Annotated in this window: 18 protein-coding genes; 12 read left to right on the forward strand and 6 right to left on the reverse strand. The window is 62.2% G+C overall.

The genetic code is table 11. The annotated features are described in order from the left end of the window. Nucleotides 1-130: 130 nt before the first annotated feature. Nucleotides 131-547, reverse strand: a complete 417-nt coding sequence (locus PRZ03_RS07110) for a hypothetical protein (RefSeq protein ID WP_263533047.1) — start codon at nucleotides 545-547, stop codon at nucleotides 131-133. A 200-nt stretch (nucleotides 548-747) separates the two neighbouring features. Here PRZ03_RS07110 and PRZ03_RS07115 point away from each other — a divergent pair, with 200 nt between their 5' ends. Further along, a complete protein-coding gene (locus PRZ03_RS07115) occupies nucleotides 748-1260 on the forward strand; it encodes a hypothetical protein (RefSeq protein ID WP_273599640.1) in 513 nt (170 codons plus the stop codon). 5 nt (nucleotides 1261-1265) lie between these two features. On the opposite strand, the gene feoB is transcribed toward PRZ03_RS07115, so the two are convergent. The 5 genes from feoB to PRZ03_RS07140 all read right to left on the reverse strand — a co-directional run bounded on the left by feoB (nucleotide 1266) and on the right by PRZ03_RS07140 (nucleotide 8455). Next, nucleotides 1266-3176, reverse strand: a complete 1911-nt coding sequence (gene feoB, locus PRZ03_RS07120) for a ferrous iron transport protein B (protein WP_409993933.1) — start codon at nucleotides 3174-3176, stop codon at nucleotides 1266-1268. Next, complete coding sequence (locus tag PRZ03_RS07125; RefSeq protein ID WP_273599642.1) at nucleotides 3154-3423, reverse strand: FeoA family protein; 270 nt, start codon at nucleotides 3421-3423, stop codon at nucleotides 3154-3156. Before PRZ03_RS07125 ends, feoB begins: the two co-directional genes overlap by 23 nt. Nucleotides 3424-3486: 63 nt before the next feature. Continuing rightward, nucleotides 3487-5874: an ATP-binding protein gene (locus PRZ03_RS07130; protein WP_273599643.1), complete on the reverse strand. Its 2388-nt coding sequence runs from the start codon at nucleotides 5872-5874 to the stop codon at nucleotides 3487-3489. Nucleotides 5875-5918: 44 nt separating this feature from the next. Then, nucleotides 5919-6470, reverse strand: coding sequence for a YfiR family protein (locus PRZ03_RS07135; protein ID WP_263533042.1), 552 nt, complete (start codon nucleotides 6468-6470; stop codon nucleotides 5919-5921). A 2-nt stretch (nucleotides 6471-6472) separates the two neighbouring features. Then, a complete protein-coding gene (locus PRZ03_RS07140; RefSeq protein ID WP_273599644.1) occupies nucleotides 6473-8455 on the reverse strand; it encodes a TonB-dependent receptor plug domain-containing protein in 1983 nt (660 codons plus the stop codon). 509 nt (nucleotides 8456-8964) lie between these two features. On the opposite strand from PRZ03_RS07140, the gene PRZ03_RS07145 reads away from it, so the two are divergent. The 11 genes from PRZ03_RS07145 to dut are packed head-to-tail and all read left to right on the forward strand — an operon-like array spanning nucleotide 8965 to nucleotide 19541. After that, nucleotides 8965-9963 (forward strand): BMP family lipoprotein, encoded by a 999-nt coding sequence (locus PRZ03_RS07145; protein ID WP_273599645.1) that lies wholly within the window; start codon nucleotides 8965-8967, stop codon nucleotides 9961-9963. Then, nucleotides 9963-11549, forward strand: coding sequence for an ABC transporter ATP-binding protein (locus PRZ03_RS07150; RefSeq protein ID WP_273599646.1), 1587 nt, complete (start codon nucleotides 9963-9965; stop codon nucleotides 11547-11549). The genes PRZ03_RS07145 and PRZ03_RS07150 overlap by 1 nt, the downstream gene beginning before the upstream one ends. Beyond that, complete coding sequence (locus tag PRZ03_RS07155; protein WP_273599647.1) at nucleotides 11546-12667, forward strand: ABC transporter permease; 1122 nt, start codon at nucleotides 11546-11548, stop codon at nucleotides 12665-12667. Before PRZ03_RS07150 ends, PRZ03_RS07155 begins: the two co-directional genes overlap by 4 nt. Continuing rightward, nucleotides 12660-13649 carry an ABC transporter permease gene (locus PRZ03_RS07160; RefSeq protein ID WP_273599648.1) on the forward strand — a complete coding sequence of 330 codons (990 nt, stop codon included), beginning with the start codon at nucleotides 12660-12662 and terminating at the stop codon, nucleotides 13647-13649. Before PRZ03_RS07155 ends, PRZ03_RS07160 begins: the two co-directional genes overlap by 8 nt. Before the next feature lie 20 nt (nucleotides 13650-13669). After that, a complete protein-coding gene (gene cdd, locus PRZ03_RS07165; RefSeq protein ID WP_273599649.1) occupies nucleotides 13670-14098 on the forward strand; it encodes a cytidine deaminase in 429 nt (142 codons plus the stop codon). Then, a complete protein-coding gene (locus tag PRZ03_RS07170) occupies nucleotides 14098-14949 on the forward strand; it encodes a purine-nucleoside phosphorylase (RefSeq protein ID WP_273599650.1) in 852 nt (283 codons plus the stop codon). Before cdd ends, PRZ03_RS07170 begins: the two co-directional genes overlap by 1 nt. A gap of 17 nt (nucleotides 14950-14966) precedes the next feature. Continuing rightward, nucleotides 14967-15719, forward strand: a complete 753-nt coding sequence (gene deoC, locus PRZ03_RS07175) for a deoxyribose-phosphate aldolase (protein ID WP_273599651.1) — start codon at nucleotides 14967-14969, stop codon at nucleotides 15717-15719. A 9-nt stretch (nucleotides 15720-15728) separates the two neighbouring features. Continuing rightward, nucleotides 15729-17048: a thymidine phosphorylase gene (deoA, locus tag PRZ03_RS07180; RefSeq protein WP_273599652.1), complete on the forward strand. Its 1320-nt coding sequence runs from the start codon at nucleotides 15729-15731 to the stop codon at nucleotides 17046-17048. A 40-nt stretch (nucleotides 17049-17088) separates the two neighbouring features. After that, entirely contained in the window at nucleotides 17089-17844 is a 756-nt protein-coding gene (trmB, locus tag PRZ03_RS07185) for a tRNA (guanosine(46)-N7)-methyltransferase TrmB (RefSeq protein WP_409993934.1), read from the forward strand. Nucleotides 17845-17859: 15 nt separating this feature from the next. After that, a complete protein-coding gene (coaBC, locus tag PRZ03_RS07190) occupies nucleotides 17860-19092 on the forward strand; it encodes a bifunctional phosphopantothenoylcysteine decarboxylase/phosphopantothenate--cysteine ligase CoaBC (RefSeq protein ID WP_273599653.1) in 1233 nt (410 codons plus the stop codon). Continuing rightward, nucleotides 19089-19541, forward strand: a complete 453-nt coding sequence (gene dut, locus PRZ03_RS07195; RefSeq protein ID WP_273599654.1) for a dUTP diphosphatase — start codon at nucleotides 19089-19091, stop codon at nucleotides 19539-19541. Before coaBC ends, dut begins: the two co-directional genes overlap by 4 nt. Nucleotides 19542-19578: the final 37 nt, after the last annotated feature.

Raw genomic sequence — 19578 nt, forward strand, 5'->3', positions numbered from 1 at the left:
CCCGATTGCAGGCACGAGGTCAGTGCAGAAAGAACAACACCCGCTGCTCGGTAAGAAACAGCGGGTGCGGGAGGCAGCCAGGTCCAAAGCCTGCTTGCAGACAGTGCCGGCCTGAGTGCCGGCGCAGACCTTAGTTGGGTATCAGCGCCGAACCCAGCGCCTGCACGGCTTCGTCCAACTTGGCTGAAGCCAAGGCTTTGCACTGTTCCACCGATGCATTGGCTTGCGAGCCAAATGTGGTGGCGCTCTTGGCCGGCTTGAAAAGCAGATCCTTGCCCTTGACCGGCAGCATCAGCGTGCGGGCGGTGATCACGCAAGTCTTGTTCGCATCAATGCCACCTTCGACTTGGCTCAGAAAGCCCCATTTTTTGGCGGGAAAGAGCTTGACGAACTTGGCCGTGGGGGCCTTCAACCAGATCGCTTCGGCGCTGGCTTGATCCATCCAGGGGGCGGTCGAGTGGTCGATGATGATGTATTTGACGGGTGCTGCAAAGGCCAGCGAGGCGCAGGGCAACAAGAGGGCGGCCATCAGCTTGGAGATTTTCATGGGTTTCTTTCGATGTGTCGGTGTGCAAATGGACGCGACCGAGCATGGCGGCCGACTGCGCGGATTGTAGGGAGAGTTTTCGAGAAAAATCTGTGTTTGGTGCTTGCTGACTATCGGCGTAAACCCGAGTGTCGGCCGTAGGCCGCGCGGCCCGTGCCGGTTTGCGTGAAATGTTGAAGCTGCTGGCTATCATCCGGTTCATGGTGACCTCAACTCCGCGCAAATCCTCCGCCGCTTCCAGCGTAAGAACGGCTGCTCCTACCAAGACGGCCAAGACGGCCAAGACAGGCAAGTCGGCCGTTGCGGCCAAGGCGTCCAAGCCCGCAAAGCGGGGTACGGCGGCAAGTGAGGAGGCGGCCCCACAAGCCCTTGAGGAGCCGTCGGCCCAGCCTTCGCTGCGCTTTATGCACAGCCAGGCCATGCGAAAGCAGACGCTGAAGGTGCTGTCTGCGATGGAGCAGGCGGACGCGCCCGGCGAGCACCGGGCAGCCTTGGCCGATATGGTCGTGGTGTTGATGACTGCCGGCATGGATTTTTATTTCCTCGCCCCACTCAAACAAGCCAAGGCCGGCTTTGTGATTCAGCAGTCGGCCAATCTCGGTATGGTCGGCGTGCAGCAGCTGATGGGCGGGGTGATCCGCAACATCATCGGGCGCATGGATGGGCCGGCCTTGTTGAGTGTGTGTGGCTCCATTCGCTCGATGATGCGCTGAGCTGACTAGCTCAGCAGCCATGTGCTGAGCCTGAAGGTGACGAAGGACGCCAAGTAGGCCAGGCCGAACAGGTAGGCGGCCATCACCAGCGGCATGCGCAGCCCGCCGGTTTCTCGCCGCACCGCCGCCAAAGTAGCCAGGCATTGCGGCGCGAAGACGAACCAAGCCAATAAGGACAAAGCGGTCGGCAGGCTCCAGCTCTGCGCGATCAGCGGTGTCAAGGCTTGGGCCGCGTCCTCGGCTCCGGCCGACAAGGCATAGACGGTGCCCAAGGCGCTGATGGCGATCTCGCGCGCTGCCAGGCCGGGCACCAAGGCCAGGCTGATTTGCCAGTTGAAGCCAATCGGCTCGAACACATGGGCCAGGCCGCGCCCGAGCATGCCGGCCACGCTGTACTCGATGGCCGCGCCGGTGGCGCCGTCCGGCTTGCCGGGGAAACTCGACAGCGCCCACAGCAGCAAGGTCAGGCACAAGATGATGCCGCCGACGCGTTTGATGAAGATCGCGGCCCGCTGCCACAGGCCAATCATCACATTGCGCGGATTGGGCCAGTGGTAATTCGGGAGTTCCATCATCAGTGGCCTCACTTGGCTGCCGCTGGTGAAGCGTTTGAGTACCCAGGCGACGGCGAGGGCGCCCAAGATGCCGACCAAATAGAGCCCCAGCAAGACCAAGCCTTGCAGCTCGAAGCCACCCCATACCAGGCGCTGCGGAATGAAGGCCCCAATCAACAAGGCATAGACCGGCAAGCGGGCAGAGCAGGTCATCAGCGGGGCAATCATGATGGTGACCAAACGGTCGCGCGGGTTGGCGATGCTGCGCGTGGCCATGATGCCGGGAATCGCGCAGGCAAAGCTCGACAGCAAGGGGATGAAGCTGCGCCCGGACAGGCCCACGCTGCCCATCAAACGGTCGAGTAAGAAGGCGGCGCGCGGCAAATAGCCCGACTCTTCCAGCACCAGGATGAAGAAGAAAAGAATCAGAATCTGCGGCAAAAACACCAGCACGCCGCCAACACCGGCGATCAAGCCGTCGACGATCAAGCTGCGCAACCAGCCGTCTGGCAGCTGGCCCGAGGCCTGTTGCCCCAGCCAAGCCATGCCCGCTTCGATCTGATCTTTGGGCCATTCGGCCCAGCTGAACACCGCTTGGAACAAAAGGAATAACACCAGCATCAAGATCAGCGGGCCGGCAACTGGGTGCAGCAAGACCCGGTCTATCCGGTCGCTGGGCAAATGCGGCAAGACTTGGTCGAGGTCCAGCGCCTGCAAGATCTGCCGCACGGCGGCGTGGTCGCTGGCTTGATGCCCTGCCGGCGCGCTGGCCGCGTTCAGCTCGGGCAAGGCCTCAGCAGCCGGCGACCAGACCTCGCGCTGATCGAGCAGCAACTTCAGCTCGTCCACGCCAAGGCCTTGCGTGGCTACGGTGCGAATCACCGGCACACCGATGGCCGCGGCCAACTTGTCGGCGTCGATATGGATGCCGCGGCGGTCGGCCAAGTCAGTCATATTGAGCGCCACCACGCAGGGCAGGCCCAGGCGCTTGACCGCCAGTACCAGGCGCAAGGTGCGGCGCAGATTGGTTGCGTCGAGCACGCAAATCACCAAATCGGGTCGCTTCTCGCCGCGCGCACGGCCGGCCAAGACATCACAGGTGACGCGCTCGTCCGGCGAGCGCGGATGCAAGCTGTAGGTGCCGGGCAGGTCGAGCAGGCGCAGGCTCTTGCCCGCCGCGCTGCTCAGGCGTCCTTCCTTGCGCTCGACCGTCACGCCGGCATAGTTGGCGACTTTTTGCTGGCTGCCGGTCAGGCGGTTGAAGAGGGCGGTCTTGCCGCAGTTCGGGTTGCCCACCAGCGCCAACAAGGGGCCGCTCGGGTGCAGATGGATGACGGCTTCACGCACCGAGGCTTCCCTCATTCAAGACGGTGATGCAGGCCGCTTCGGCCCGCCGCAGCGCAAACGTCGACTGGCCGATGCGCACCACCAAGGGGTCTGCGCCGGGTTGGCCGCGCGCTATCACCCGCACCGCTTCACCGGGCAAAAATCCCAGCTCTTCCAGCCATTCGGCCCACTCGGGGGCATAGCTGGGTGAGCTCACACCAACGACGCTGAGCGCCGCGCCAATCGCGGCCTCGGCCAGGCTGTCTGGGGCTTCGTGGGTCATGGATTTTGAAGTGGGTTTAATGCAATCAAGAATTATTCGCATTGTACCCATGCCGGGCGGCGCTCAGGAACTTGGCTGACTCAATGTTTGATCAAGCGCAAGCTTGAGTTGCTCAAGTCCGGCGGCAAATTGTTCCCCTTGGCGCATATCGGCGAAGCGCTCAAGTTCATCGCTTAAGTCGTAGCTGCGCCCCTGGGGTTCGATGAAGGCCAGGCAGCCTTTGATGCCGTGCACGGTGGTGGCTGCCGCAGGCCAGTCGGCTTGGGTCATCGCGGCTTCGATTTCCTGCAGGCGCAAGGGCCATTGCTCCTTGAAGGCGCTCAACATCTGCCCCTTCAGTTCGCGCACGCGCTGCGCTCGAATCTCTTGCTTGCTGACCGGGGTGGCGGGGCTGCTCGGTGCCGAAGGGCTTGCTGGGATGTGTGGGCCTTGCTCAGACTGATCAATGGGCTGATCGCGTGGCAGCTCAGGCGGCACATTGCGCGGCCTGAGTGGGCGACCTTGGATGCGCCGCGCTTCAATAACGTCGGCGAGCACCTGATGCAGCGCTCGCTCGTCGATGGGCTTGCTCAGAAAACCGGCCATGCCGCTGCTCAGGAAGCGCGCTCGGTCCTGCTCGGAAGCATTGGCTGTCAAGGCAATGATGGGGATCTGCGGCTCAGGGAACACCAGCTCGCGCCAACGTCCGGCGCGGATATGGCCGGTCGCTTCCAGCCCATCCATCACCGGCATACGGCCATCCATCAAGATCAGGTCAAAGGCCTCCTGGGTCAGCGCCTGCAAGGCCTGCTCCCCGTTGTTCACCAAGGTCAGGGTGTGGCCCATATCGTTGAGCAGGGCCTTGATGATCAACTGATTGGTCTGCGCGTCCTCGGCCACCAGCACATGCAGCGCATGGGCATGGGGGACTAAGTCCTGCTCGACCACTTGCTGCGGCTCTTGCCCAAGTGCAAAGGGCACTTCAAAGTAGAAGGTGCTGCCCGCGCCCAGGCTGCTTTGCAGGCCGATGCGCCCGCCCATCAATTCCACCAACTGCTTGCAAATCGACAAGCCCAGGCCGGTGCCGCCGAAATTGCGCGTGGTCGACATATCGGCCTGTTCGAACTTCTGGAATAGCCGTCCCTGAGCCTCCTCGCTGATGCCCAAGCCTGAATCTTGGACGGCGAAGTAAATCGATACTTGCGCGGGCCCAGGCCCGGTCGCGTCGCAACGCTCGGGGCTGCTCAAGCTGGCGGCCACGGTGACACCGCCGCGTTCGGTGAATTTGATGGCGTTGCCGACCAGATTCAACAGCACTTGGCGCAGCCTTGTCGGGTCGCCCTGCAGGTAATCCGGTATTTGCGGGTCCAGGTGCAGCTCCAGCCGTATGCTTTTTTGGCCCGCGCGCTCGTTCAGCAGTTGCATGGCGTCGTCCAGCAAGGGCCGTAAGGCAAAGTCCACCGTTTCCAGCTTGAGTTTGCCGGCCTCGATCTTGGAGACATCGAGCAAATCATTGACGATCTGCAGCAAGGCCTGCGCATTCTTGCTGGCCAAATCAACGCGCTCACGCGCGAGCGGCTCCATCTGCCCGCGCAAGCCAAGTTTGAGCATGCCCAAAATACCGGCCAGCGGCGTTCTCAACTCATGGCTCATCATCGCCAGGAAAGCACTCTTCAGGGTCGAGGCCTGTTCGGCCGCATCTTTCAGGGCCAGCAAGCGGCTGTTGCTGTCCTCCAGCTGGCTGTCGCGTTTGACGATCTGGTCGAGCATGCGGTTGAACACCGTGCTGAGCGCGCCGACCTCGTCATTGGCCACCACCTGGGCGCGAACGGTGAACTTTTCGCGTTGTGACACCTCTTCCATGACCTGCTTCAGGCCGGTGATGGGGGTCAGCGCACGACGCAAGAAGCGGCGTGCCAAAAGCAAGGCTGCAGCACCCGACAGCCCCAGCGTCAGCACCAGGGCCAGGGCGAAATGAAGAATGGATTGCCACATCCGCGCCAAATCCACCTTGGCAACCAGCGTACCCACGCGAGCATCCGACAACATCACCGGTGCAGCCAAGATCAGCGAGTTCTCGAACAGGCGGGATTCGCGCTGCAGTTGCAACTCGGCATTGCTCAGACCCATGTTTGCGCTGGCCAGGTGGCTGGCAATGATGCTGCCGTTGACGCGCAAGATGTAGACCGACTGCAGACCGGGATAGATGCTGGCGGCGCGCAAGATTTCACCGGCCGCCTTCTCGTCATCAAAAACCAGCGGAGACGCCGCTTGCACCGCCAGGGTATTGAGCCAGGCTTGGCTGCCGTCGATCACGGCGGCGCGCTGCATCACGGCCTCCTGCGCGGAGGTCAGCAGCAGCGCGATGGCCAAGGCTGCCGCGAGCGCGGCGGCAAGAATGCGCTCAAGCCGCGTGACCAAGGAGCGCTGCTTGGCATGATTCAGGGCTGTGCTGGTCTGAGGACTTGTCACCGTTGCTTCAGGGTCGGGTTGGATAGGCGGGCTGGGGTTGGGCGTCAATTCGTGCTTCTGGCCAATTGCAAGACTTTGGACGACAAAACGATGCCGACCTTTTTGGCCCGCTGGATATTGACATCAAACACCAGTCGTTTGCCGTCCAGCGACAATAATATTGCCGCACCGGCTGCCACCGGCGTATCGGCCACCGTCAAGACCGGCGCGTCCGCCAAGTGTTTCAGGATGGCTTGCATATTGGGTGCCTCTTGCTCGGTGACGAAGAGCAGCTGGCATTTTTTGATACCGGCCAAGCCGTTCATGCGGCTGACCGACAAGCGCCGGCCGTTGACATTCTTGCCTTCGAGACTGCTCAAGGCCTCGCCGAAACTGTCCTGACCCAGCACGCAAAGCGTCAGACCTTCCTGCGGCGTTTGGGGGTCCAAATTGGGCCATTCGGCAAAGATCATGAAGTTGTAAAGATAGCTGGCCTTCATGGCGTACTCGGGCACGGCTTGCGCTCTCGCAGTCGGGCACAAGGTCGAGCTCAGGCCGGCCCCCAGCAGCAAGGCCGGCAGCAGCAATCTCAGCTTCGACAGCAAAAGGCGCTTCATCCTTATTTCCAGAAGTCCCAGCTGACTTGCAGCCAATAAGTCCGCCCGTCCATCTGCATGGTGTCAAGCGCCATGCCTTCGCGCGTGTTCCGGACCACCGAGGCCGGCACCTCAAATTGGCGATTCAATGCGTTCTTGATGCTGAAGGACGCGCCGAGACCGTTCCACCGCTGCGCGGAGGTCAGCGTCAGATTGAAGAAGCTGGTGCCGCCCACTGGGCGGCCCGGCCGCACCATGACGTTGTCTGAGTTGCGCAACTCCTTGGTGATGCGAGAGCCCAGGTACTGGGCTTCCAAACCTATGCGCAAGATGTTGTCGAGCGCCGGCCAGCTGAGATTGACCTTGCCCAAGCTGCGCGGCGAATTGACCAGTCGCAACCCTTCGGAGTCCGTGGCGTCTTGCCAAGCGGCACTGGCGCGCAGCTGCACATCGCCGGCCCAGCTTTGGTCGATCTGCACTTCCAAACCCTTGGTTTTGCTCTGACCATCGAAGACATCGGCACCGCTGGCGGACGCCACATAGTGCTGATCAGACAAGACATAGTGGTAGACCGATCCGGTCAAGCGCAGCTTGGGGCTCACGTCGTGTAGCAGCACCAACTCTGACGCGCTGACATGCTCGGGTTTGAACAAGTCCGATTGCTTGGAAGAGCTGATGTCGTAGGGGTTGGGCAGGCGAAAAGCCTGGCTGTGGGACGCCTTGATGGTGGTCTCGGCGTCGGCCTGCAGGGTCAGCGCCAGCCTCGGGCTGATGGCGGCCTTGTGGGCATAGCGAATGCAAGGTTCGACCGAGCAGTCGATGGCATTGGGTTTGTCATAGCGCAGGCCGACATTGGCGCTCAGTTTGTCACTGACGGTGAACTCGTCGGTGGCATACAGGCTGTAAGTCCTGTTGGTATAGGGGTAGCGGTAATAAACGAATTGTTTTTGAAATTTGGCATCCAGCGCCACCGGAGAAAATACTTGTTTGAAATCATCCCGGTACTCGGCTCCAAAAACCAAGGTATGCCCGGTAAAGCGGGTCAGCGCAAACTTTTGATCGAGTCCCCACCACCGGCCTTCATGTTGGTTTTGCCTGAATTGCTCCTTGGGGTCTATGGCGCCATATTCGCGAATCGATTTATCTTCATACAGGCCGTAGTACAGGCGCGAAACCGATTTGAAATCCTGGCTGATATTGAAGTCATATTTCGCACTGGCGTGGCTGGTCTCGTCGACCAAATGGTAGATCCGGTTGAAAGCGTCCTCGCGTCTTGGTAGAGGGGAGGCCTTGGTTCGGGTCACGCTGGCGGCCTGCAGGCTCAAACCATTGAATTCAACTTTCGCGAACAGGCGCCGAGCCTCTTCAAAATCCTGACCGATGGCCCAACCATTGTTTTGCTTGGGAGTGTCAAAGTAAGGGAAGTAGAAGTCTTGCCCATCGCTCTTGAGCCAAGACGCCGAGAACAACAGGTCCAGGCCGTTGTCCAACTTCTTGCCGAAGCTCAGCCGCTCTTTGCGGCCGCCATGGCTGAAAACGTCAGCGGCCACCTGGGCTGAATTGAAATCGCTGCCTTTTTTGGTGATGACATTGATAATCCCCAACAAGGCATTGTTGCCGTAAGTGACCGAGCCGGTGCCGGGTACATATTCAACCCGGTCTATTAGTTCGAGGTCAATCAAGCCCGAGTTGTCAATATAGGCTTGGTTGTAGAGATTGTCTTGGGTGGCGCTGCCATCAATCAATACCATGATGCGGCCGACATAATCACCCGGTGCACCAAAACCTCGGCCGCCCAGATATTCATAGCGCCGATCAAATGTGGTGTAGAGCCCGCGCATGCTGTTGATGACGTCGGCCAAGGTGCGATATCCAAAAGTTCGGATGTCGGCAGCGGTCACGATAGAAACCGCCGAAGGTGAATCGCTGACTTGCTTGGCTAGTTTGGACGCGGTGATCACGTCTGTTTGAGTGAGTTTCTCAAACGGCAACGAGGTCAAGTCCAATGGCTTGTCCTGCGCCCAGGACTGGGCGCTGCAGGCGAGGGCCAAGCAGAGAATCGTAGTAGGTCGCATGCGTTGAAGAGTCGTCAGGGGGACCTGAATGGGCGAAGGGGGCTACGCGCCGAGTTCGAACTGTACTTGAGCGAAGCTGCGTCAAGACCTATGCAAACCCCTTGGGGCTGTCCGAACTGCTGGCCTCGACTTCGACAAGACAAGGCCGCCGCTTGGCTGAAAGATTGCCAAAACTTTGCCAAGTTCGGCCAATGCTGGTCTGTGTTGGTCGCTGTTAGTAGGTGGGCGGCAAAGGCGCGGGGCAAGGGTGCAGGTCAAAAGTGCAGAAGCTAAAAACCGCTGTTTTTCCGCACAAAATCGAGGGCGCAAACGTTTAGCGTTTTCCTTTAGACGGGAAGACCTGCAAATTTCCTACAATGCACGGTCCTTGTTCGGGTCCGCCTGAGCATGCCTGTTCTGCCGATATTCGCGCAGATGATTTTTAGCCAAAGCTCCAAGCCATGATTGCTTCCCCGAAGTTTGCTCCTCCTGCTCGCACAGCCCTGGCGCTGGCTTTGTCATTGTTGGCGCTGGCCGCGCAGGCCCAGACCAAGCCGGCGGTGATTTTTGACATGGGCGGCAAGTTCGACAAATCGTTCAATGAGTCGGCTTACCGGGGCGTCGAGCGCTGGAAGGCGGAGACCGGCAAGCCCTATCTCGAGTTCGAGATCAGCAACGACACGCAGCGCGTGCAGGCCATCCGCCGCATGGCCGAGCGTGGCGCCAGCCCCATCATCAGTGTTGGTTTCGCCCAAGCCTCGGCGCTGGAGCAGGTTGCCAAAGAGTTCCCCAAGACCCAATTCGCCATCATCGATGCCGAGGTCAAGCTGCCCAATGTGCAGTCGCTGCTGTTCAAGGAGCATGAGGGCAGCTATCTGGTCGGTGCGATGGCCGTGCTGGCCAGCAAGACCGGCAAGGTCGGTTTTGTTGGCGGCATGGACATCCCCCTGATTCGCAAATTCCAGTGCGGTTACGAGCAGGGTGCCAAGGCTACCAACCCCAAGGCCGAGGTGTTCTCCAATATGACAGGAACGACCTCGAGCGCCTGGAACGACCCGACGCGCGGCGGTGAGTTGGCCAAGGCACAGTTTGCCAAGGGCTCGGATGTGGTCTTTGCCGCCGCCGGCGGCACCGGCTCTGGCGTCTATCAGGCCGCCAAGGATGCCGGCCGCTTGGCCATCGGCGTGGACAGCAACCAAAACCATTTGCAGCCCGGCACCATGCTGACCTCAATGGTCAAGAACGTCGATGTGGCGGTCTATAACGTGCTCAAGGGCTGGAAGCCCGGCACCACGATGCTGGGCCTGAAGGACGGCGGCGTTGAATATGCGCTGGACCAACACAATGCCAAGCTGGTCACGCCGGCCTTGAAGGCCAAGGTCGATGCGATCAAGGCCGACATCGTGGCGGGCAAGATTCGCGTCGCCGACTATATGGCTGACGGCGCCTGCAAGTACTGATGAAACGTTCAGCAAGCCAGGGCGCTGCGGCACCCGCCGTGCGCCTGTCTGCGATCTCCAAGCGCTTCGGCGCGGTGCAGGCCAACCGCGAGGTCAGCCTGACCGTGGCTGCCGGCACGGTGCATGGACTGGTGGGCGAGAACGGAGCGGGCAAGAGCACCTTGATGGCCATTCTCTATGGCTATTACCAAGCCGACTCGGGCTCGATTGAAGTGGCGGGGCAGCCGGTCCATATCGGCAACTCGCAACAGGCTATCGCCCTGGGCATCGGCATGGTGCATCAGCACTTCATGTTGGTCGATACCTTGAGCTGCCTGGACAATGTGATGCTGGGTGCGGAGCCCGGCTTCTTCTTGGCCAGCGGCGCGCGCAAGGTGCGGGCCAAGCTGCAAGCCTTGATGACCGAGACCGGCCTGCATGTGAGGCTGGACGCCATGGTCGGCGACCTCCCTGTCGGCGAGTTGCAGCGCCTGGAGATTTTGAAGGCGCTTTACCGGGGCGCCCGCGTGTTGATTCTGGATGAGCCGACGGCCGTGCTGACGCCGCAGGAAACCCAGCAGTTGTTCGAGACGCTGCGGCGCTTGCGAGCGAGCGGTGTGACAATTTTGCTGATCACCCACAAGCTCAAGGAAGTGATGGCCTTGTGCGACACGGTCACCGTGATGCGGGCCGGCCAGATCGTGCAGACCACGCCAATCGCCGACACCAGTGCCGAGGACTTGGCCCAGGCCATGGTCGGGCGCAAGGTCAATTTGGGCCGCAAGGAATCCGAGGGCGTCGTCGCTCAAAAGGCGCTGCGCCTGCAAGCCCGCGACTTGAGCCTGCGCGCCGCCAATGGTGTGCCGACGCTGGCCGGCGTGAGCCTGAGCTTGTATGCCGGCGAGATCGTCGGCGTGGCCGGTGTGTCGGGCAATGGCCAGAGCGAGTTGCTGGAGGTGCTGTCTGGCATGTTGGCGCCCGAGGCGGGCCACTTGCAGCTCGACAACAGTCCGTTTGATGCGGCCGCCGGCAATTGGCTGACGCCGAGCAGGGCGCGTGAATTGAAGCTGGCCCATGTGCCCGAAGATCGCCATGCCTGCGCAATGGTGATGAACTTCCCGGCCTGGGAAACTGCCGCGCTCGGCTATCAGAATCTGCCAAGCTATCGCAGCGGCCCGGCCGGGCTGGGCATGAACCAAGGCTTGATGCGAGAGCAGACCGCCCTGATGCAAGAACGCTTTGATGTGCGGCCGCGCGACGTCAACCTGGGCTCGTCCAAGTTCTCCGGCGGCAATCAGCAAAAACTGGTGTTGGCGCGTGAGATTGGGCAGGCGCCGACGGTCTTGCTGGTCGGCCAGCCGACGCGCGGCGTTGACATCGGCGCAATCGAGTTCATCCACGGCCAGTTGCGCGCGCTGCGCGACACCGGTTGCGCGGTGCTCTTGGTCAGCAGCGAGTTGGATGAGATATTGGCCTTGGCGGACCGCGTGATTGTGATGAATGGTGGCCGAGTGACTGGGGAGTTAGACATTGCCGACTGTGACGAGAAGAGCTTGGGCCTGCTGATGGCAGCGCAAGCCGATTTGAATGAAAAGGCTTCGGCATGAGCGCAAACCAAACCGCCGCGCTGCCGCGTTGGATCGACGTCGGCCTCTTGCCGCTGTGGAATTTGGGTGTAGCGATGGGCGTCGCTGGCCTGGTTGTGCTGGCGATTGGTCAGAGCCCTTTGCAAGCGCTCACCGTGCTCTTGCAGGGTGCGCTGGGCAACGCGCGCGGCATCGGTTACACGCTCTACTACACGACGAGCTTTGTGTTCACCGGCTTGGCCGTCGCGGTGGCCTTTCACGGTGGGCTCTTCAATATCGGCGGCGAGGGGCAGGCGACGCTGGGTGGTATCGGCTTGGGCCTGCTGGCGCTGGCCTTGGGGCCGCTGTTGCCGGCCGCCTTGTTGTTGCCTCTGCTGGTCTTGGCCGCGGCCTTGTTCGGCATGGTCTGGGCCCTGGTGCCTGCGGCGCTGCAGGCTTGGCGCGGCAGCCATGTGGTCATCACCACCATCATGTTCAACTTCCTGGCAGCCAGCCTGAATGTGTATTTGCTGGTCAACTGGCTGCGGCCCAAGGGCAGCATGTCGGTGGAGAGCGATGTCTTTGCTGAGTCGGCCCGCATGCCTGCCCTGCATGAGATCGCCGCAAAATTCGGCCTTGAGCTGCCTTCGTCGCCGCTTAACTTGAGTCTGTTGCTGGCGCTGCTGGCCTGCTTCTTTGTGCACTGGTTTTTGTGGAAGAGTGCGGCCGGCTACGCCTTGCGTGCCGTCGGCAGCGCGCCGCGCGCCGCGCATTACGCCGGCATCAAGCCGCGCTGGCAGATCATGATTGCGATGGGTTTGTCGGGCGCTTTGGCGGGCTTGGTGGCCGTCAATGAAATCTCCGGCGTGCAGGGCAAGCTGACGCTGGACTTTGTCGCCGGCGCCGGCTTTACGGGCATTGCGGTCGCCCTGATGGGGCGCAACCATCCGGTCGGCATCGTGCTGGCTTCGCTACTGTTTGGCGTGCTCTATCAGGGGGGTGTTGAGGTCTCGTTCGAGTTGCCCGGCTTCAGCCGCGAAATGGTGGTCACGGCGCAAGGTTTGATCGTCTTGTTTGCCGGTGCGATGGCGACCGTCAGTGCGCCGATGTTCGGCCGCATTTATGCCGCCCTCAAGCCAAAGGAGCCAGCTCATGGATGAGATATTGATCGGCTCAGTGTTGGCGTCTACCTTGCGCGTTAGCACGCCGCTCTTGTTGTGCGCGCTTGCTGGCCTGGTTGCTGAGCGTTCCGGCGTGGTGGACATCGGCCTGGAAGGCAAGATGCTGTTCGCCGCTTTTGCTGCAGCGGCCGCCGCCAGTGTCAGCCATTCAACGGGTTGGGGCATGTTAGCGGCGATTGCCGTGGCTTGTTCCATTTCATTGATCCACGGTTTTGCCTGTGTCACGCATCGCGGCGACCAGGTGGTGTCGGGCGTGGCGCTGAATATGGTGGCGGCAGGTCTGACGGTCGTATTGGGCATTGCCTGGTTCCAACAGGGCGGGCAGACCCCGCCGGTAGCGGCGGATTTGCGCCTGACCGGCCTGATCCCGGCCTGGAGCGAGCTGGATGGCGCGGTGGCGGATTTGGGCCCCTGGCTGGGCGCGGTGATCGGCCATGGCCTCTTGAGCCACAACATCCTGGTTTATCTGGCCTTTGCCCTGGTGGCCGGCGTCTGGTTCTTTCTGGAGCGCACCAAGCCGGGCCTGCGCCTGCGCGCGGTGGGAGAGAACCCGGCCATGGTGGACGCTGCCGGTGTGTCCGTGCCGCGTCTGCGTTATGCCGCCTTGATGATCAACGGCCTGCTGTGCGGCCTGGCCGGCAGTTACTTGGTGCTGGCGCAGAACGCGGCCTTCTCGCCCAATATGACGGCGGGGCGCGGCTATATCGCGCTGGCGGCGATGATCTTCGGCAAGTGGCGTCCGCTGCCGACGATGTTCGCTTGCCTGCTGTTCGGCTTTCTGGACGCGGTCGCGATTCGCATGCAAGGCGCTCATTTGCCTGCTGGCTTGGGCGGTGCCGAGATACCGGTGCAGCTGATCCAGGCCTTGCCCTATCTGCTGACCGTTGTTTTGTTGGCCGGCTTTATCGGCCAGGCCCTGGCGCCCAAGGCGCTGGGCCGGCCGTATGTGAAAGAACGTTGAAGTGAAGGAGCGTTGAAGAAATGAAGCTCACGCAAGAAGTACAAGCGCAGCTGCTGCAAGCCTCTTTGGGCGCTCGGGAACATTCCCATTCGCCGTATTCAGGCTATGCGGTAGGTGCGGCGCTGCTGGACGAGCAGGGCCGCATCCATGTCGGCACCAATATCGAGAATGCGGCCTATCCGCAAGGTTGGTGCGCCGAGGCCTCGGCGCTGACCGCGATGGTGATGGCCGGCGGCAAACGCGCGACGGCCGTGCTGGTGACCGGCCCCGGCCCGGACGTGATCACGCCTTGCGGCGGCTGCCGGCAAAAGCTGCGTGAATTCGCCGGCCAAGATTTACTCATCATTGCCGGCGACCCATCCGGCATCAAACAGCAATGGACGCTGGGCGAATTGCTGCCCTTCAGTTTCGGCCCCGAACATCTCACCGTCAGTGGAGTTAAAAAATAATGATTGATAACAAGACCCTCAATATCGCGATCGACGCCACGGTAGCCAAGCTGAACGATTCTTTCGGCGCAGCCCCCGCCGTGGCCGTGGTGCTGGGCTCGGGCTGGGCCGGCGCGGTCAGTCTGGTGCAGGACGCCAAGCACCTGTCCTATGCCGAGCTGGCCGCTTTCCCGCAGCCCAAGGTTGAAGGCCATGTCAACGAGATCGTTGTCGGCAGCATTGGCGCGCAGCGCGTCGTGATGTTGCGTGGCCGCGCTCACACCTATGAGAGCGGCGAATGCACCGGCATGGCCGGCGCCTTGCGCAGCTTGAAGCGCTGGGGCGTGCAAGTGCTCTTGCAGACCAATGCCTCGGGCTCTTTGCGCACGAATATGGGCCCCGGCAGCCTGATGCTGATCAGTGACCATATCAACGCACCGCAGCGCTCGCCGCTGGTGGGCGAGCAGGGCAGCGAGCGCTTTGTCGACATGAGCCATGCCTATGACGGCGAGTTGCGAGCGCACGCCAAGAAGGTCGCACAAGCGCAGAACCTGATGCTGGGCGAGGGCGTGTATTGCTGGGCGCTAGGCCCGCAGTTCGAGACCCCGGCCGAGATCCGCATGTTCGCCGCCTGGGGCGCCGACGCGGTTGGCATGAGCACCGTGCCCGAGACCATTCTGGCCCGCCACGCCGGCCTGCGCGTGATGGGTCTGGCCTTGATGACTAATATGGCCGCCGGCCTGTCGGCCGAAGCGCTGACCCATGCCTTGACGCTGCAGCAAGCCAGCCTGTCGGGCGAACGCGCCGCCAGCTTCCTGGGCGCGGTGGTGGCCGGCTTGGCCGACTTGCCTTCCTTGCAGCCGGTGGCTTGATGATGGATGAGAGTTTGATGAAAAAAGCGGCCCAGCAGGCCTTGCAATGCCTGGACCTCACCAGCCTGAATGAAGGCGACACCCCGGCCGATATCGATGCACTTTGCGCCCGTGCCCAGACTCCGTTTGGCCCGGTGGCGGCCGTCTGTGTCTGGCCGCGTTTTGTGGCCCAGGCGCGTGCCTTGTTGCCCGCCAATATTCGTGTCGCCGCGGTGGCCAACTTTCCCGCCGGTGATTTGGATCTGGCTCGCACCTTGGCCGATGTGCAAGAGATTGCTACGGCCGGCGGCGACGAAGTCGATGTGGTCTTGCCTTACCGAGCCTTGATCAAGGGCCAGACGGTCGAATGTGCGGAGTTCTTGGCCGAAGTGCGTCATGCGACGCGGCCCTTGACGCTCAAGGTCATCATCGAAAGCGGCGAGCTGCTGACGAATGATTTGATCGCACAGGGCGCGCGCCTCGCCTTGATGGCCGGGGCCGATTTCGTCAAGACCAGCACCGGCAAGACCAAAGTGTCGGCGACGCCCAAAGCGGCCGGCGTGATTCTTAAAGAAATCAAGCTCAGCGGCCTGGGCTCGGCCGGCTTCAAGGCTTCGGGTGGTATCCGCACGGTGGCCGACGCGCAAGTCTATTTGCAGCTGTTCGAGACCCATCTTGGCGCAGCGGCGATTGGGCCGCAGCGCTTGCGCTTTGGCGCCAGCGCCTTACTTGGCGATATCGAGGCGGTCTTGTCCGGCAGCCAAGTCGCCGCCGCCAGGAGCGTTTACTGAGAGCCGGCCATGCTTGCTCAGGAGATCATCCGCACCAAGCGTGACGGCGCGGCAATGTCGCTGGCGCAGATCGAACACTTTGTGCGCGGCTTGGTCGACGGCAGCTGGAGCGAGGGGCAGGTCGCCGCTTTGGGCATGGCAGTTTTTTTGCGAGGTATGGGCAAAGCCGAATGCGTGGCGCTGACCACCGCGATGATGCGCTCCGGCCGTGTGATGAGCTGGCCCGATATGCCGGGGCCGGTTCTGGACAAGCATTCCAGCGGCGGCGTCGGCGACAAGGTTTCGTTGATGCTGGCGCCCCTGGTGGCTGCCTGCGGCGGCTTTGTGCCGATGATCTCCGGCCGTGGCCTGGGCCACACCGGCGGCACGCGCGACAAGTTCGATGCCATCCCTGGATACAGCTGCACACCGTCGGCCGCCTTGTTCGACCGGGTGGTGCGTGAGGTCGGCTGCGCGGTGATCGGCCAGACGGCCGATCTGGCGCCGGCCGATGGGCGTTTATATGCCACTCGCGATGTCACCGCGACCGTCGAAAGTGTGCCGCTGATTACAGCCAGCATCCTGTCCAAAAAGCTCGCCGCAGGTCTGCAAGGCTTGGCCATGGACGTGAAATGCGGCAACGGCGCTTTTGCCGACACGCCCCAAATGGCCCAAGAATTGGCGCAGAGCATTGTCGAAGTAGCGAATGGCGCCGGCCTGCCGACGCGGGCGCTGATCACCGATATGAGTCAGGTGCTGGGGAGTGAGGTCGGCAATGCGCTGGAGATGGCCGAGGCCATCCGTTACTTGAAGGGCGAGGGCTTGCGTGACGCGCGTCTGCATGAGGTGACGCTGGCCCTGGGCGCCGAAATGCTGCTCTTGGGTGGTCTGGCGCGCGATACGACCGAGGCGACGCTGAAGCTGCAACAAGCGCTGGACAGCGGCGCTGCCGCCGAGCGTTTTGCCCGCATGGTGGCCGGTCTTGGTGGCCCGGCCGATCTGCTGGAGAGGCCGACTGCCTATCTCGCTAGCGCGCCGGTGATCATCCCGGCGCCGGCCCTGCGCAGCGGCCGCCTGACGGCCATGCAGACCCGCGATATCGGTATTGCCATCGTCGAGCTGGGCGGCGGCCGGCGCAAGGCGAGTGATGTGATCGACTTCCGGGTCGGTTTGAGCGCCATGCGGCAATTGGGCGATGAAGTTCGCACTGGCGAGCCATTGGCTTATGTGCATGCGGCAGATTTGGCTGCCGCCGAACGTGCGGTGGCGCAGTTGCAGGCGGCCTGCCATTTGAGCGAAGACGCCAATGGCTGGCAGCCTGCCTCGCCCATCTTGGCGCGGGTCGGCTAGACTTCCGACCCCGCTTCGCGTCTTTATCAACTTCAACGGCATGTCTGACACCACCCCCGCACCCGCTCCCGAGAGCACGCCAGAGAACGCGCCAATGAACGCGCCAGAAAAGCCGCTAGACCCGGCCCAGCATCGCCCGATCAAGAGCTTTGTCGTACGCGCCGGTCGCATGGGCTCGGGCCAGGTCAAGGCCTTGGCCGAGTTGGGTCCGAAGTTCGTGCTGCCCTTCAAGGCCGAGCGATTGAATCCGGCCGAGGTGTTTGGTCGCGAGGCGCCGCTGGTGTTCGAGATTGGCTTCGGCATGGGCGACGCCACCGCCAAGATCGCACAAACACTCGCTGATACCGACTTCATCGGCTGCGAAGTCCACGCGCCCGGCGTCGGCGCGCTGCTCAAACATATCGACGAGCGGGGCTTGAGCAATATCCGCATCGTTCAGCATGACGCGGTCGATGTGCTGGAGCAGATGATTGCGCCCGATTCGCTGGCCGGCGTGCACATCTTTTTCCCCGACCCTTGGCACAAGGTGCGCCACAACAAGCGCCGGCTGATCCAGTCGCCGTTTGTCGCTCAGTTGGTCAAGCACATCCGCCCGGGTGGCTACCTGCATTGCGCGACAGATTGGGAGCCCTATGCCCAGCAAATGCTGGAAGTGCTTGGCGCTGAGCCGCTGCTCGAGAACACGGCTGAAGGTTTTGCCCAGACGCCTTCTTATCGCCCGCTGACCAAGTTCGAGAACCGCGGCATCAAGCTCGGCCATGGTGTCTGGGACGTGGTGTTCCGCCGCAAGGCTTGAGTACAAAGGCCTGCCATGTCTGACTCCCATGCCCATGCCCTTGCCGGCAAGCACATCTTGCTCGGCCTGTCCGGCGGCATCGCCTGCTACAAGTCCGCTGAGTTAACGCGTTTGCTGATCAAGGCCGGCGCTACCGTGCAGGTCGTGATGAGCGAAGCGGCCGAACATTTCATCACCGCGGTGACGATGCAAGCGCTGTCCAACCGGCCCGTCGTCAGCAGCCAATGGGACGCCCGCGAGCCCAACAATATGGCGCATATCAATCTGAGCCGCGAGGCCGATCTGATGCTGGTGGCGCCGGCCAGTGCGGATTTCATTGCCAAGCTGGCGCAGGGCCGGGCCGATGATTTGCTCAGCCTGACCGCGCTGGCGCGGCCGCTTGAGCGCTGCCCGCTGGCGGTGGCGCCCGCGATGAACCGCGAGATGTGGGCGCACCCGGCCACGCAGCGCAATGTTGCGCAGATTCAGGCCGACGGCGCCAGCCTGTTTGGCCCCGGCAGCGGCGAGCAGGCCTGCGGTGAGGTCGGCGACGGCCGCATGTTGGAAGCGGCCGAGTTGCTGGACGAGGTGATTGCCTTCTTTCAGCCCAAGCTACTGGCGGGTCGCCGTGTGCTGATCAGCGCCGGCCCGACCTTTGAGCCGATTGACCCGGTCCGTGGGATAACGAATCACTCCAGCGGCAAGATGGGTTTTGCCGTGGCCCGCGCGGCTCGCGAGGCCGGCGCCGAGGTCACGCTGGTGGCCGGCCCGGTGCATCTGGCCACGCCGCGCGGCGTCAAACGCATCGACGTGCAGACGGCACAGCAGATGTTTGACGCAGTGCTGCCCTTGGCGGAGCAGCATGAGATCTTTGTCGCCACCGCAGCGGTGGCCGATTGGCGGCCGGCGGCCGTGCAATTGCACAAGATCAAAAAGGACGGCAGTGGCAGCCCGCCGAGCCTGAGCATGACGGAGAACCCGGACATTTTGGCCTCAGTCGCCAAATTGGCCGACAGTCCGTTTTGTGTTGGCTTCGCCGCCGAGAGCGAGGACGTGCCCAAGCATGGTCGCGCCAAGCTGCTGCGCAAAGGCGTGCCGCTGATCGTTGGCAATATCGGTCCGGCCACCTTTGGCCTCGACCATAACGCACTGCTGCTGATCGACGCCGATGGTGAGCGCGAAATCCCCCATAACGACAAGCTCAGCCTGGCGCGCGAATTGGTGCGTGAGATCTCCGAGCGTTTTGAAAAGAAGACCAAAAGCAAATGACCACGGTTGACCTGAAAGTGCTCGATACCCGCATGGCTGAGCAGTTGCCCGCCTATGCCACCCCTGGCAGCGCCGGCCTCGACCTGCGCGCCTGCCTGGACGCCGCCATCACCCTGGAGCCCGGCCAAACCACCTTGATCCCGACCGGACTGGCCATTCATATTGGCGACCCTGGTCTGGCCGCCATCATCCTGCCGCGCTCGGGTCTGGGCCATAAGCATGGCATCGTGCTGGGCAATTTGGTCGGGCTGATCGACTCGGATTACCAGGGCCAGCTGATGGTCAGCTGCTGGAATCGCGGTCAGACCGCTTTTGTGATCGAGCCGATGGAGCGCATCGCGCAGCTGGTCTTGGTGCCGGTGGTGCAGGCGGCGTTCCGTGTGGTGGATGATTTCTCCGATGCTTCGCAGCGCGGCGAGGCGGGGTTCGGGTCAACCGGCAAGGCTTGAGCCGGCGCTGAATCGCTAAAAGGCTAAAGAGCTAAAA

Origin of the sequence: Roseateles albus, assembly GCF_028595345.1 — a bacterium.
Classification (GTDB): domain Bacteria; phylum Pseudomonadota; class Gammaproteobacteria; order Burkholderiales; family Burkholderiaceae_C; genus Paucibacter_A; species Paucibacter_A albus.